The sequence below is a fragment of the Streptomyces sp. NBC_00775 genome (assembly GCF_036347135.1).
GTDB lineage: Bacteria > Actinomycetota > Actinomycetes > Streptomycetales > Streptomycetaceae > Streptomyces > Streptomyces lutosisoli.
Map to the genome: position 1 here is coordinate 2,242,023 of NZ_CP108938.1, position 12,646 is coordinate 2,254,668.

Consider the following 12,646-nt stretch of genomic DNA (forward strand, 5'->3'; position numbering starts at 1 on the left):
CAGACAGCGGCGGCCATCGCCGCCGTGCGAACGACACCCAAGATAAAGACATCCGGACCGGGGTGCCACCGAATTACCGTGCTCCCCAATTACCGTGCTCCCCCCACCTCTTGTCGCGGGCCTCCCTCAAGTCGCCCCGCCCTGCTTCCCCATCGACTTCAACGCCCGTACGGCGCGTGGGGCCCCGGGATCTCTCCCGACCCTCGCGGGATCAGTTCGGTGGGCATGACGACGGTGCGGGGCGGGGACGTGTCCCCGTGGATGCGGGCGAACAGGAGATGAGCGGCGCTCGTCGCGAGCGCGACCGGGTCCTGGGCGATGACGGTGACCGGCGGAGTCAGCTGCGCGGCCAGGGCGAAGTCGTCGAAGCTGAGAAACGCGATGTCGGGGGGCAGGACGGCCAGCACCCCGAACGCGAGGACTTCGTTGCCGGCCAGTACCGCCGTGGGGGGCTCGGGCGAGGAGAGGATCTCGGTGACGGCCTGCGCGGCTTCCGGGCCCGACCTCAGTCCGTGCCGGACGATCGCCGGGTCGGCGTCGATGCCCTCGGCCTCCAGCGCTGCCCGATAGCCCCGGTGGCGTTCGCCGAAGGTCCAGATCTCCGGCTTGTCTCCGACGTAGGCGATGCGGCGGTGGCCGTGCGCGATCAGGTGGTGGACGGCCTCCTTCACCGCGCCGAAGTTGTCCACCACCACGGCGTCCGCGTCCAGGCCGGGTGCCGCCCTGTCCACGCACACGATCTTGGTTCCCTGCGCCTGGGCCGAGCGCAGGAAGCGGTGGCTGCCCGCGGCCGGGATGAGGATCAGTCCGTCGACGCGGCGAGCGGTGAAGGTCTCGATGACCTCCTGTTCCCGGCGGACGTCGGCACGGCTGGAGCCGATGAGCACCATGCTGCCGCGCTGGCGGGCGACGTCCTCGGCGGCCGACGCGACGGCGGCCATGAAGGGGTCGGCGACGTTGTCGACCATCAGCCCGATGGTCTGGCTCAACTGATCGGTGCGGCGCAGTTGTCGGGCCACGTCGTCGCGCTGGTAGCCCAGCTTGCGGACCGCGGCCTCGACTCGCGCGGCGGTCGGAGGCGCCACACCCGCATCGCCGTTGACGACCCGGGACACCGTCATCACGCTGACGCCCGCTTCCGCGGCTACGTCTTTCATCCTGGGCCGCGTGGCCACGCCGCGTCCTCCCAGATCTCAGCCGGTGCGACCGGGAGTGACGCACCGAAGGTGTCCGCACAACTTCCCGTTCGTACCCGACCCTTGACGCCCACCCACGGGCCTCCCAGAATCGACGAGCTGTTAACGATACCAACCCGAAGGCACCACATGGCCTCTGCAAGGGAACCACTTCTCACGGCACACGGCGTGGTCAAGCGTTTCGGCCATGTCCAGGCGCTCCAGGGCGCCGATTTCACGGCGTACCCCGGAGAGGTCGTAGCGCTGATCGGCGACAACGGCGCCGGCAAGTCGACTTTGGTGAACGTCCTTTCGGGCGTGATCACCCCTGACGACGGCGAAGTCCGCCTGGACGGGGCGCCGGTCCGGTTCAGCGGGCCAATGGAGGCGCAGCGCCACGGCGTTGAGACCGTCTACCAGGATCTTTCACTGGCGCCCGATCTGGACGCGGCGGCCAATCTGTACCTCGGCAGGGAACTTGTCCGCGGTGGCCTCCTCGGCCGTCTGGGCGTCCTCGACCGACCCGCGATGCGACGGCGGGCGGTCAAGGCGTTCGCCGAACTCAGCGTCGAACTCAAGGACGTGACGGCAGCTGTGACAACGTTGTCGGGAGGTCAGCGTCAGTCCGTGGCCGTGGCGCGCGCGGTCGCGTTCGCCAACAAGGTCATCTTCATGGACGAGCCGACCGCCGCTCTGGGTGTCGTGCAGCGCGCCCGCGTCCTGGAGACCGTGCGGAGGGTCGCCGACCAGGGCATCTGCGTGGTGCTGATCAGCCACAACATGCCCGAGGTGCTGTCGGTGGCGGACCGGGTCGAGGTGCTGCGGCTGGGCCGACGGGTCGCCTCGTTCACCGCGGCCGACACCACGATCGAGGAACTCGTCGGGGCCATGACCGGATCACTGGACGGCACCGCGCCGACGAACGGAGCCCTCGGCCCTGCCAGCCCTGCCGGCCCGGCAGGCCCAGCCGGTGCGACGGAATCGACGGAATCGACGGAATCGACGGAGCCTACGGAATCGGAGGACGGGCGATGACCGCCGACAGCCAGGACATCCAGTCGGCCGCGCCGGCGCGGGATCCGCACCGATCCGCCAACGGAAAGATCGCCGTACCCCCTTGGCTGCGCCGGGCGGCCTCGATCAGTGAACTGTGGACTTTCCTGATCCTCGTGGCGCTGGTCGCGTTCTTCACCATCGCCGCTCCCGGCAAGTTCTTCACCACGTACAACCTCACGCAGATCGCCGTCAACGCGGCCATCTACGTGGTTCTCGGTGTCGGCATGACGTACGTGATCATCACCGCGGGCATCGACCTGTCGATCGGCTCGGTCCTGGTCCTGGCCGCGGTGGCCGCGGGCGAATACAACGTCCACCACGGCGGGCCCACCGCCGGCTGGGGCACGGTCGCGGTCTGTGTCCTGATCGCTCTTGCCGTCGGCACCGCGTGGGGCGCGTTGCAGGGAGCGGTGGTGGCGACCGGGAAGGTGCCCCCGCTGATCGTGACGCTCGGCGGTCTGGGCGCGGCGCTGGGGCTGGCCGAACTCGCCACCGGCGGCCAGGATCCGGCTGGTGCGTCCGCCGCCCACCTGCAGAACAGCCTCGGCTTCGGCAAAGTGCTCGGCATCCCGTGGATGGTGATCCTCGCCGCGGTGGTCACCGCCCTGTTCGGCGCGCTCCTCGGCGGTACGAGGTTCGGCAACTACACCCTGGCCATCGGCTCCAACCCGACCGCCGTACGCCGCGCGGGCATCCCGGTGGGCCGGCACCTGATCAAGGTGTACGGGCTGATGGGCCTGCTGGCCGGACTGGGCGCGGTGATGTGGCTGGCCTCCTACGGCACGACATCCATCGCCGGGCACTCCACCGACAACCTGAAGGTGATCACCGCGGTGGTCCTCGGCGGTACCAGCCTGTTCGGCGGGCGCGGATCGGTGGTGGGCACCGTGATCGGCGTGTTCATCCCCGCCGTGCTCACCACCGGACTGATCGTCATCGGCGTCCAGCAGTACTGGCAGGACGTGGCGGTGGGCGTCGTGCTGGTCGCGGCCGTGTACATCGACCAGATGCGCAGGAGGACCCGAGAGCGCGCATGACCACCCCTGCCCTTCTCAACACCCCACGTGTGCCGAAACAGCAAGCCCACGCTAAGGAGAACACCGTTATGCCGAGCATTCGCAGCAAGCGCAGGGTCCTGGTCGCCGCAGGTGCTGTACTGGCCCTCACCGGCGCCGCCGCATGCAGTTCGTCGAACGACAGCGGAAGTTCGGGGTCGGCCGGCGGTGCCGCCGGCAAGAAGGTCAGGCTGATCACCGGTGTGAAGAGCGATCCCTTCTACATCACCATGACCTGCGCCGCGCAGACCGAGGCCAAGGCCAAGGGCATGGACTTCACCGCCGACGGTTCCGCGCAGTGGGACGTGTCGGTGCAGCGTCCCCTCCTCGACTCCGTCGCGGCGGCCCGGCCCGACGGGCTGATGATCTCGCCGGTCGACACCGCCGCGCTCACCCCGTCGCTCAAGCAGATCCAGTCGTCCGGGACCAAGGTCGCCCTGGTGGACACCACGGTCACCGACTCGTCGATCGGCATCACCCGCATCTCGTCCGACAACGAGAAGGGCGGACGGGTGGCCGCCGACGCGCTGGCCAAGCTGATGAACGAGAAGGGCTCGGCCATCGTGATCAGCGTCAAGCCCGGCGTCTCCACCACCGACGCCCGGATCAAGGGCTTCACCGAGGAGATGGCCAAGTACCCGAAGATCAAGCTGCTGCCCACCCTCTACGACAACGACCTGCCGGCCACCGCCGCCTCCCAGATCCAGTCGACGCTGGCGGCCCACCCCGACCTGGGGGGCGTCTTCGCGGGCAACACCAACACCGGCCAGGGCATCGCCACCGGCCTCAAGCAGGCCGGCAAGCAGGGCGCCGTGAAGGTCGCCGCCTTCGACGCCGAGCCCGACGAGATCGCCGCGCTCAAGGCGGGCACCCTCCAGGTCCTGGTCGCCCAGGATCCCGCGGCGATCGGCAAGGAGGCCGTCGACCAACTCGCCGCCGCCTTCGAGGGCAAGACCGTCAGCAAGTCGGTCGGCACCAACATGGTCGCCATCACCAAGGCCAACATGAACCAACCGGCGGTCAGCAAGTACTTCTACAAGTCGGGCTGCTGACCGGCACACAGCCTGACCGGCACACTGCGACCGGGTGGACCCCGCTCTTCCGCTCGTCGGGCGGGTCCACCCGGTGTACGTCAGCGCCCTGAAGCCCCCGGCGCCTTCACCATCTGAACTGTCAACCCGTACGGCACGCAACCTAAGTTCCCCGGTTGAACACTGTGAGTCGCTGCCGTGATTCTTGTCGACCCCTGAGACCCGGCACAGCATGAGGCGACTCATTCGCAGGCGGGCCCGCGCACAGCGCCGTGCACGCGAATCGTTCATCCCCTCTGCCGATCGGGAGACTCTGTGAGCTTGCGAGACGTCCAACCCCCCACCCCCGCCGCGACCGAGTGCGGCCGCCGCGGTTTCCTCGGCCGCACCGCCGGTGCCGCGGCCGGTGCCGCGCTGCTCGGCGGCCTGGAGACCGGCCCCGCGTCGGCCGCCTCCAACAGCTCTGACAGTTCAAGGAGTTCCGAGCGCGACGCCGACCGGCCGGTGCGTACGGAGTCCGGTCTGGTGACCGGCGCCCCGGCCGCCCTCGACGGCGTCACCGTCTACAAGGGCATCCCCTACGCCGCCACCACCGCCGGCGGCAATCGCTGGCGTCCGCCGCAGCCGGCCCCGTCCTGGAAGGGCGTCCGCAAGGCGGACACCTGGGGCGCCGCCTGCCCTCAGCCCGTCACGGGCATAGCCGCCGACAAGGTGCCCGTGCTGAGCGAGGACTGCCTGAACCTCAACATCTGGACGGGCGCGGCCTCTTCGCGCGAGCGCCGTCCGGTCTTCGTCTGGATCTACGGCGGGCGCAACAGCGCCATGTGGGCCTCGCAACCGGTCTACGACGGCGCCAACCTGGCGGCCAAGGGCACGGTTGTCGTCACCTACAACCACCGCGTCGGCGCCTTCGGCAACCTCGCCCACCCGGGGCTGAGCGCGGAGTCCGGACACGGCGGCTCCGGCAACTGGGGTGTGCAGGACACCGTGGCGGTGCTGAAGTGGATCAAGCGGAACATCGCCGCGTTCGGCGGTGACCCGGACCGGGTGACGATCGGCGGCTGGTCGCACGGCTCGTCGTTCGTCAACATCCTCATGATCTCGCGGCTCGCCCGGGGTCTGTATCACCGGGCGCTCCTCGCGGCCGGGGTCCAGTACACCAAGGACCCGGCGCTCGGCCATGTGGCGGGCGGATACGCGCCGTTGGCCACTGCCGAGGCGAACGGCACCGCGTTCGCCGCGTACATGGGCGCCTCCTCGACCGCCGGCCTGCGGGCGCTGACCGCGGACGAGATCGTCTCGAAGGTCTACGCGTCCGGCGCCCCGGCCGCCGGCACCACCTTCGGGAACGTCCTCGACGGTTACGTACTGCCGACGACGTACACGGCCGCGATGGTTTCCGGATCCGAGTACGACGTGCCGGTCCTCACCGGCAACAACAAGGACGAGAACGGCGCCTCGCCGACCCTCGCCATGACGGTCGCCCAGTTCCAGGCGTACGCCGCGTCCACGTTCGGCGACCGGGCGGCGGACTTCCTCGCGCTCTATCCGGCCGCCACCGACGCGGAGGCGGCACAGCAGTACAACAACTACGCGCGGGACGAGGAACGCGTCTCCACGTTCCTGTGGGGCACGCAGTTCAAGGAGACCGCCGGCAACCGGAGCCCGGTCTACAACTACTGGTGGACGCACGTTCCCCCGGGCTCGGACACCACCAATCCGATCGAGCCCGCGAACGGCGCGGGCGCGTATCACGGTGCGGAGAAGTACTACCTCTTCGGCAACCTCTACGGCACTGACCGGCCGTGGACCGAGAAGGACTACGCGATCGCCGACACCACCTCGTCGTACGTGGCGAACTTCGCGGCCACCGGCAACCCCAACAGCCACGGCGGCCGCCCGTCCCTGCCCGGCTGGCCCGCGCTGCGCACGGCGAAGCCGCTGTCGATGGAGCTCGGCGACAACTTCGCGCCCCTCCAGGCAGCGGACACCGACGCCAAGTACACCTTCCTGAAGGACTATCTGCGGTCGCAGACGACGGAGTACTGACCGGCGGACGACGGCGAAGGTCCCGGCCCTCCTCCCAGCGGCCGGGACCTTCGGCGCGTCAGCCGACGGGCTGCACGATCACGTCGTCCACGTACGACGCCCCACTCGACGTCGCCCGCACCCGCACCGTCGTGGCCGTCGACGGCGCGGACAGCTCCACGCGGTGCCATTCACCGGCCGTGGTGTCGGACTGCGCGGCGGTGGCCACCACCGTGCCCGCGGAGTCGAGGACCTCGACGACCACGGGCGCCGACGCGGAGTCGGAGCGCACGAGGGCGGAGACACGGCGCGTGGTGGTGCCGCCGACCGCCCGGGTGAGGGCCGAAGTCCCCGTGATCTTCGCGGAGTTGCCGAGGTCGCCCGACGGGTCGGCGGTGGCGGACGCGGTGCCGGTCACCGTCCAGCTGGACGAGAGGGTGTCGAAGAGGTCTGTCAGGACGGGAGTGGTCGTACCGGCGCCGTTGTACGCGCCGATGTTCGGGGCGGCCGTGGCCGAGACCGTGTTGCCGTAGTAGTCCAGTCCCCCGTTGCCGGAGACGACCGCGCCGGTGCCGAGCGTGCCGTACCCCGTGATCAGGCGGTAGCCGTGGGGGTCGCGGGTGCCGGGGGCGACGAGGCCCGGGGCGGTGGTCACCGTGTTGGTGGCGCCGGTCGGTGCGGTCACGCCGTAGAAGGCGTTGTGGTCGAAGGTGACGTGGGAGTCGGAGAAGTTCCAGCTGACGGAACCGCTGCCGGTCTTGCGCACGAGGTTGTCGGTGAAGGCCAGATCGAGGGCCGCGGAGGTGGACTCGGTGAGGAACACCGGGCTCAGTCCGCTGCCCACACTGATGGTGTTGTTGTAGATCTGGCCGTTGTCGATCTGGCCCGAGCAGACCTGGAACGTACGGGTGCGGTCGTTGATGGAGATGTTGTCCCGGATGACGAAGTCCGCGACCGGTGTGTCGTACGGGCAGAGGAGGAAGAAGCCGCCGTCGTTGTCGTGGGAGAGGTTGTACTGGAAGACCGTGCCCTTGGTGGAGTGGTCGACGTCGTACGACTGGCCGTCGCTGGTGGTGTTGCCCCCCGACACCTCGTTGTACTGGAAGAGGCCGTTGTCGCTGTTGGCGGTCCAGATGCCGATGTTGACGCTGCCCGCGCGCTCGTTGAAGCCAGTGACCTGGTTGTGCTCGACGAGGGCGCCGTCCTGGCCCTTGGCGACGATGCCGTCGCCGCCGATGTCGCGCAGGTCGTTGCCGCGGACGACCAGCCCGGTCGAGGCCTTCCAGTCGGCGAAGCACAGGGAGTCCTGCCAGAAGGCGGCGAGCTGGGTCCGCTTGCACCAGTTGGACCAGGTGTAGATGCCCTCGCGGTCCACGGAGTGGATCTCGTTGTCGAGGATGCTCGTGTTCGCGAAGGCCGTGGGTGTGGTGGTGCCCTGGGCTTCGATGACGATGCCGCCGGTGGCGTTCGCGTACTTGCCGGTGCCGTGGTAGTTGCCGCTCACGGTCGTGGGCAGCACACCGCGTACGTCGTGGATGTCGAGCCGCCGCAGCGTGATGCCGCTGACGACGCCCGCGTCGGCGGCGTACACATAAACCCCGCGCCGATACGCCGTGTTGTCGCCGTCGGCGGTCAACTCCAGGTCCTGGACGGTGGTGTAGGGGGTGTTGTCGAGGAGTACGGCGTTGGTGGCGCCGTCGGCGTTGATCGCGGGCCGGTCTCCGCTGCCGTAGGCGCCGATGACGACCGGCGCGGCGGCGGTCCCGGTGGCCTTCGGGGCGAGCTGCCCGGAGCAGGCGGTGCCGCGCTGGAGGAGTACCTGGTCGCCGGCGGTGAGGGTGAGGGCGTTGACCGAGGTCAGGGAGTTGAACGGGGAGGAGGAGCTGCCGGTGCCGCCCGCGGCGGCCGAGCAGTCGACGTAGTACGTCGTCGAGGCGGCCTCGGCGGGGGTGGCGACAAGGCCGGCGGCGAGGGCCGCCAGGCCTATGAGCAGGGCGGTGCTGCGCGATCGCATGGAGGGACTCCGTGGGAGACGGCGGGGACGGGGACGCGTACGGAAGCGCTGCGGAGACGGGGACGGCTACATCGGGTGCGGAACATCAGAGGGTGGCCTCCGGGATACGGGCGGACAGACCGCCGTCGACGGGCAGAACGGCACCGGTGACGAACGAGGCGTCGTCCCCGGCGAGAAACGCGACGGCCCGGGCCACCTCGTGCGGCAGACCGGCCCGGCGCAGTGGATAGGGCCGGACCCGGGCAGCGAACTCCTCGGGGTCGTCGGCCAGTTGGGCATTGCGCTCGACCATGACGAGCCCCGGCGCGACCGCGTTGACGCGGATTCCGTGCGGGCCCCATTCGAGCGCGGCGGTACGGGTGAAGGCGACGAGTCCGGCCTTGGCGGCGGAGTACGCGCCGAAGCCGGTCGCCGCGAACCGGGCATGGACGGAGGCGATGTTGACGATCGACCCCGGCCGTTCCTCGGTGATGAGGCGGTCGGCGAAGGCCCGCGAGAGCCGGACGGCCGCGTGCAGGCTGACATCGAAGGTGAGCGCCCAGCCGAACTCCGTGGCGTCGAGAAGGGGTGAACGCTCCTCGGCGAAGGCGCAGTTGACCAGGATGCCGGGTGCGACTCCGTCGAGTACGCGGCCGGGGGCGTCCGGGTCGGTGAGGTCGACGACGACAGGGCGGATCCGCTCGGTCGCCGTCTTCCGTACGGTCTCCAGGATGTCGACGGCGACGACCTCGTGCCCACGGGCGGCGAGCTCGACGGCGATGGCGTGCCCGATGCCCCGGGCGGCGCCGGTGACGACAGCGGTGGATCCATGGGACATGCCGGCGGTGGCGCCGGTGGCCGTGTCGGCGTCTGTGGTCATCGTTTGAGCAATCCCTTGTTCAGTCCGTCGGCGAGGAGGTTGAAGCCGATGACGAGGCCCACGACGACGGTGATCGGTCCGAGTGCGTAGGCGGGATTGTCGGCGAGGAAGGAGACGCTGGTGCGCAGCAACGCGCCGAGCGAGGGGGTGGGAGGGGTGACGCCGATGCCCACGAAGCTCATCGCGCCCTCGACGAAGACGGCCGTGGAGAGGGAGAGCGCGGCCTGGACGACGAGAGCGTCGAGGATGTTGGGCAGGATGTCACCGAGCAGAATCCGCAGGCGCCGGGCGCCGAGGGCCACGGCCGCCAGGACGTACTCGCGGTCCCTCTCGACGCGGACGGCGTCGCGGGTGATCCGGCCGAAGAGGGGGATGTTGACACCGGTGACGGTCCAGAAGACGGCGGCCGTGCCCGGGCCGAGGATCGCGGCGAGGGTGACGCCGAGGACCAGGGCGGTGAAGGCCAGCATGACGTCGAAGGCACGTTGCAGAACGACGTCGAGCGACGGGTGCAGGGCGCACAGGAGCCCCAGGCCGATGCCCGCGACCGCGCCGAGCGGGACCGCGGTGAAGGCGACGAGCAGGTCGAGCCGGATCCCGTACAGCGTGCGGCTGAGCAGATCGCGGCCGAACTCGTCGGTGCCGAGCGGGTGTTCACCGCTCGGCGCGGCCAGCGCGTCGGGGCCCTGGGTGAGCGGGGAGTGCCCGGTGAGCAGGGGGGCGGCCGCCCCGAGCAGGACCAGCAGGACGACCAGGGCGAGACCCCAGCGGGCGCCGGGCGCACTGAGCGCGCGGGAGCCGGCGGCACGCCGGACCCGTGTCCATACGCGTCCCCGTACCCGTACAGCCGGAACGGCGGTCATACGGAGCCCCCGATCCGCACCCGGGGATCGAGCCCGGCCTGCACCAGATCCGTGAGGGTCTGGAGCACCACGAACACGGCGACCGCGAACAGCAGCAGGTCCTGGACGAGCAGATAGTCGCGGCTCAGGACCGCCTGGAGCAGCAGCTGCCCCACCCCCGGCCAGGCGTAGACGGCCTCCACCACGATGGCTCCGCCGAGCAGCTGTCCGATCTGGATGCCGAGGACGGTGACGACCGGTGGCAGCGCGCCCGGCAGCACATGGCGGGCCAGCAGCCATCGCTCGGAGACGCCCTTGGCGCGGCCGGTGCGGACGAAGTCCTCCTGCCGGGATCTGCGCAGGGAGGCCGCGAGGAAGCGGGCGAGGACCGCGCCGGTGGGCAGCGCCAGGCAGAGGGCGGGCAGCAGCAGATACTGCACGCCGATCACCGGGTCGGCGAGCAGCGACTCGTGTCCGGAGGCGGGCAGCACCCGGAAGGTGACGGCGAAGACGAGGACGAGCAGGACGCCGGTGACGTACGGCGGGACGGCGAGCGCCAGGTTCACCGCGGCGGTCAGCAGGCGCGCGCGGCGGGCCGTGCCGAGGACGATGCCCGCCGCGCCTCCGCCGATCAGCGCCAACAGCAGGGCGGCGGCGGTGAGTTCGAGAGTGTTGCCGAGGCCCTGGCCGATCAGTTGGGCGATCGGCGCGCCCAGGATGAAGGAGGTGCCGAGGTCGCCGGTGAGGACGCCGGTGAGCCAGGTCCCGTACTGGACGGGCAGTGACGCGTCGAGGCCGAGCGAGGCCCGGACCTCGGCGACCGTGGCGGGGGACGCGTCCGGGCCCGCGAGGACGACGGCCGGGTCCCCCGGTGCGAGCCGGAGGACACCGAACACCAGCACTGACGCCACGAGCAGCACCAGCAGGGCGGACGGCACCCGCCGAGTCGCGTAGCGGAGCATGACGGTCAGCCGATCGAGGTCTGGTCGAGGTCGAGGTAGTCGTACATCGTCCAGTTGAGGCCCTGGACCTTCTTGGCGCGGGTGAAGGTGTGGGAGCTCGCGACCAGGTCGGAGACGAACTGCTCTTCCAGGAGCAGGTCGTTGAGGGCGTCGGCGGCCTTCTTGGCCTCGGTCTCCTCGGTGGCCTGCCACAGCTGGTCGGCGAGTGTGCGGTATGCGTCGCTGTCGAAGTTGGAGGCGTTCTTGTCGGCGTTGAAGGGGAAGGCGCCCTTGACGAGGGTGGCCGGGTGCAGCTGTCCGAAGCCGTGGCCGTTGATGAACAGGCCCGGCAGTTCGCCCGCCTGGAGCTGGGCGAGGAAGTCGGCGGCCTGGAGGGGTTCGGCGTTCGCCTTGAGGCCGAGCTGGGTGAGGTCGTACTGCACGATCTCGGCGATCTTCGCGTTGGTGGCGAGGCCGGCGTTGTAGACGACCTTGACGGTCTTGCCGCCCGCTCCGGCGGCCTTGATGAGCGCCTTGGCTGTCTTCAGGTCGCGGCTGTAGTGGGCGGCCTTCGTCTTGTCGTACGCCGGTGAACTCGTCGCCCAGGGAAGGGAGGTGACCGTGCCGATGCCGCCGAGGACCTGGCTGAGGATGCGCTCGCGGTCGACGGCCCAGGCGATCGCCTGGCGGACGCGCTTGTCGTCGAGGGGCTTCACCTTGACGTTGGAGGCGATGTAGAAGCCGGAGTCGTGGGCGTCGGAGACGGTGACCTCGAACTGGTCGTCGTTCTTGATGGAGGCCGCGTCGAGCGGGGCAACGTCGACGAGGAGGTGGGTGCCGCCGGAGCGCAGGGACGAGACCATCGACGGCGACTGGCTGACGACCGACACCTCGACGGCGTCGAGCAGCGGGACGCCCTTCTTCCAGTACGCGTCGTTGCGCTTGAGCTGGAAGCCGGTGCCGGGCGTGTAGTCCGCGACCTTGAACGGGCCGGTGCCGATGATCTTCGTGCCCTTGAGCAGTTCGTCGATCGACTCCTTGTCGACGATGAGGAGGATCTCGAAGAGGTCGAAGAGGTTGCTGACCGGGTGCGCCAGATGCAGCGTGACCGTGTGCTCGTCGGTCTGGTCGATCTTCTCGATGGCGAGCGCGACGTGCTTGAGCTGGGAGGCGGTGGTGTCCTTCCGCAGGTTCTCGATGGCGAAGGCGACATCCGCGGAGGTGAAGGCACGCCCGCTGTGGAAGGTGACGCCCTGGCGGAGCTTCAGGGTGATCGACGTGCCGTCCTTCGCCTCGGTCCAGGACTCGGCGAGCGACGGCTTGGGCTGAAGCGTCTTGTGGTCGCACTCGGTCAGCGTGTTGAAGACCGTACGGGCGAGCGTGAAGTTCGGGTTGTTCTGGCCGAAGAGCGTGGCGGGCGCGATGTCGGCGGACTGCGCGATCTTCAGCGTGCCGCCCTTGGCGGCCGCTCCTGACGACTTCCCGCTCTCGTCTGCGGCACTGCGGCAGGCCGAGACGGCGAGCAGGGCGCCTCCGGCACCGATCGCGGCGAGCAGCCTGCGGCGGGATATGACGAGTCTTTCGGGCGTACGGGGGTTGCTGTACGAGGGCATGGCGGAACTCCGGGTCGCAGAAAGGGAGATGA

Annotated in this window: 10 protein-coding genes; 4 read left to right on the forward strand and 6 right to left on the reverse strand. The window is 69.9% G+C overall.

Translation table 11 applies throughout. The features are described from left to right. Positions 1–158: 158 nt before the first annotated feature. Entirely contained in the window at positions 159–1,157 is a 999-nt protein-coding gene (locus OIC96_RS10120; RefSeq protein WP_330308187.1) for a LacI family DNA-binding transcriptional regulator, read from the reverse strand. Between the two features lie 207 nt (positions 1,158–1,364). Between OIC96_RS10120 and OIC96_RS10125 the strand changes: the two genes are divergently transcribed. The 4 genes from OIC96_RS10125 to OIC96_RS10140 all read left to right on the forward strand — a co-directional run bounded on the left by OIC96_RS10125 (position 1,365) and on the right by OIC96_RS10140 (position 6,366). Next, entirely contained in the window at positions 1,365–2,210 is an 846-nt protein-coding gene (locus OIC96_RS10125) for an ATP-binding cassette domain-containing protein (protein WP_443058307.1), read from the forward strand. Continuing rightward, positions 2,207–3,268: an ABC transporter permease gene (locus tag OIC96_RS10130; protein ID WP_330308185.1), complete on the forward strand. Its 1,062-nt coding sequence runs from the start codon at positions 2,207–2,209 to the stop codon at positions 3,266–3,268. Before OIC96_RS10125 ends, OIC96_RS10130 begins: the two co-directional genes overlap by 4 nt. Positions 3,269–3,336: 68 nt before the next feature. Then, the gene (locus OIC96_RS10135) at positions 3,337–4,338 is read left to right on the forward strand and encodes an ABC transporter substrate-binding protein (RefSeq protein ID WP_330308184.1); all 1,002 of its coding nucleotides are present in this window, start codon (positions 3,337–3,339) and stop codon (positions 4,336–4,338) included. Between the two features lie 294 nt (positions 4,339–4,632). After that, a complete protein-coding gene (locus OIC96_RS10140) occupies positions 4,633–6,366 on the forward strand; it encodes a carboxylesterase/lipase family protein (RefSeq protein WP_330308183.1) in 1,734 nt (577 codons plus the stop codon). A gap of 58 nt (positions 6,367–6,424) precedes the next feature. Here OIC96_RS10140 and OIC96_RS10145 read toward each other — a convergent pair whose 3' ends face one another. The 5 genes from OIC96_RS10145 to OIC96_RS10165 all read right to left on the reverse strand — a co-directional run bounded on the left by OIC96_RS10145 (position 6,425) and on the right by OIC96_RS10165 (position 12,614). Then, entirely contained in the window at positions 6,425–8,359 is a 1,935-nt protein-coding gene (locus OIC96_RS10145; RefSeq protein WP_330308182.1) for a right-handed parallel beta-helix repeat-containing protein, read from the reverse strand. Positions 8,360–8,444: 85 nt separating this feature from the next. After that, on the reverse strand, positions 8,445–9,218 hold the full coding sequence (locus OIC96_RS10150) for an SDR family NAD(P)-dependent oxidoreductase (protein ID WP_330308181.1): 774 nt from the start codon (positions 9,216–9,218) through the stop codon (positions 8,445–8,447). Next, positions 9,215–10,081 carry an ABC transporter permease gene (locus OIC96_RS10155; RefSeq protein WP_330308180.1) on the reverse strand — a complete coding sequence of 289 codons (867 nt, stop codon included), beginning with the start codon at positions 10,079–10,081 and terminating at the stop codon, positions 9,215–9,217. Before OIC96_RS10155 ends, OIC96_RS10150 begins: the two co-directional genes overlap by 4 nt. Beyond that, complete coding sequence (locus tag OIC96_RS10160) at positions 10,078–11,022, reverse strand: ABC transporter permease (RefSeq protein WP_330308179.1); 945 nt, start codon at positions 11,020–11,022, stop codon at positions 10,078–10,080. Before OIC96_RS10160 ends, OIC96_RS10155 begins: the two co-directional genes overlap by 4 nt. A gap of 5 nt (positions 11,023–11,027) precedes the next feature. Continuing rightward, a complete protein-coding gene (locus tag OIC96_RS10165) occupies positions 11,028–12,614 on the reverse strand; it encodes an ABC transporter substrate-binding protein (RefSeq protein ID WP_330308178.1) in 1,587 nt (528 codons plus the stop codon). Positions 12,615–12,646 lie beyond the last annotated feature (32 nt).

What these genes read in the sequence shown, in the direction of transcription:
- OIC96_RS10150 (WP_330308181.1), bottom strand. Translation starts at nt 9,218, where the DNA reads ATGACCACAGACGCCGACACGGCCACCGGCGCCACCGCCGGCATGTCC.
- OIC96_RS10145 (WP_330308182.1), bottom strand. Translation starts at nt 8,359, where the DNA reads ATGCGATCGCGCAGCACCGCCCTGCTCATAGGCCTGGCGGCCCTCGCC.
- OIC96_RS10160 (WP_330308179.1), bottom strand. Translation starts at nt 11,022, where the DNA reads ATGCTCCGCTACGCGACTCGGCGGGTGCCGTCCGCCCTGCTGGTGCTG.
- OIC96_RS10165 (WP_330308178.1), bottom strand. Translation starts at nt 12,614, where the DNA reads ATGCCCTCGTACAGCAACCCCCGTACGCCCGAAAGACTCGTCATATCC.
- OIC96_RS10120 (WP_330308187.1), bottom strand. Translation starts at nt 1,157, where the DNA reads ATGAAAGACGTAGCCGCGGAAGCGGGCGTCAGCGTGATGACGGTGTCC.
- OIC96_RS10135 (WP_330308184.1), top strand. Translation starts at nt 3,337, where the DNA reads ATGCCGAGCATTCGCAGCAAGCGCAGGGTCCTGGTCGCCGCAGGTGCT.
- OIC96_RS10130 (WP_330308185.1), top strand. Translation starts at nt 2,207, where the DNA reads ATGACCGCCGACAGCCAGGACATCCAGTCGGCCGCGCCGGCGCGGGAT.
- OIC96_RS10155 (WP_330308180.1), bottom strand. Translation starts at nt 10,081, where the DNA reads ATGACCGCCGTTCCGGCTGTACGGGTACGGGGACGCGTATGGACACGG.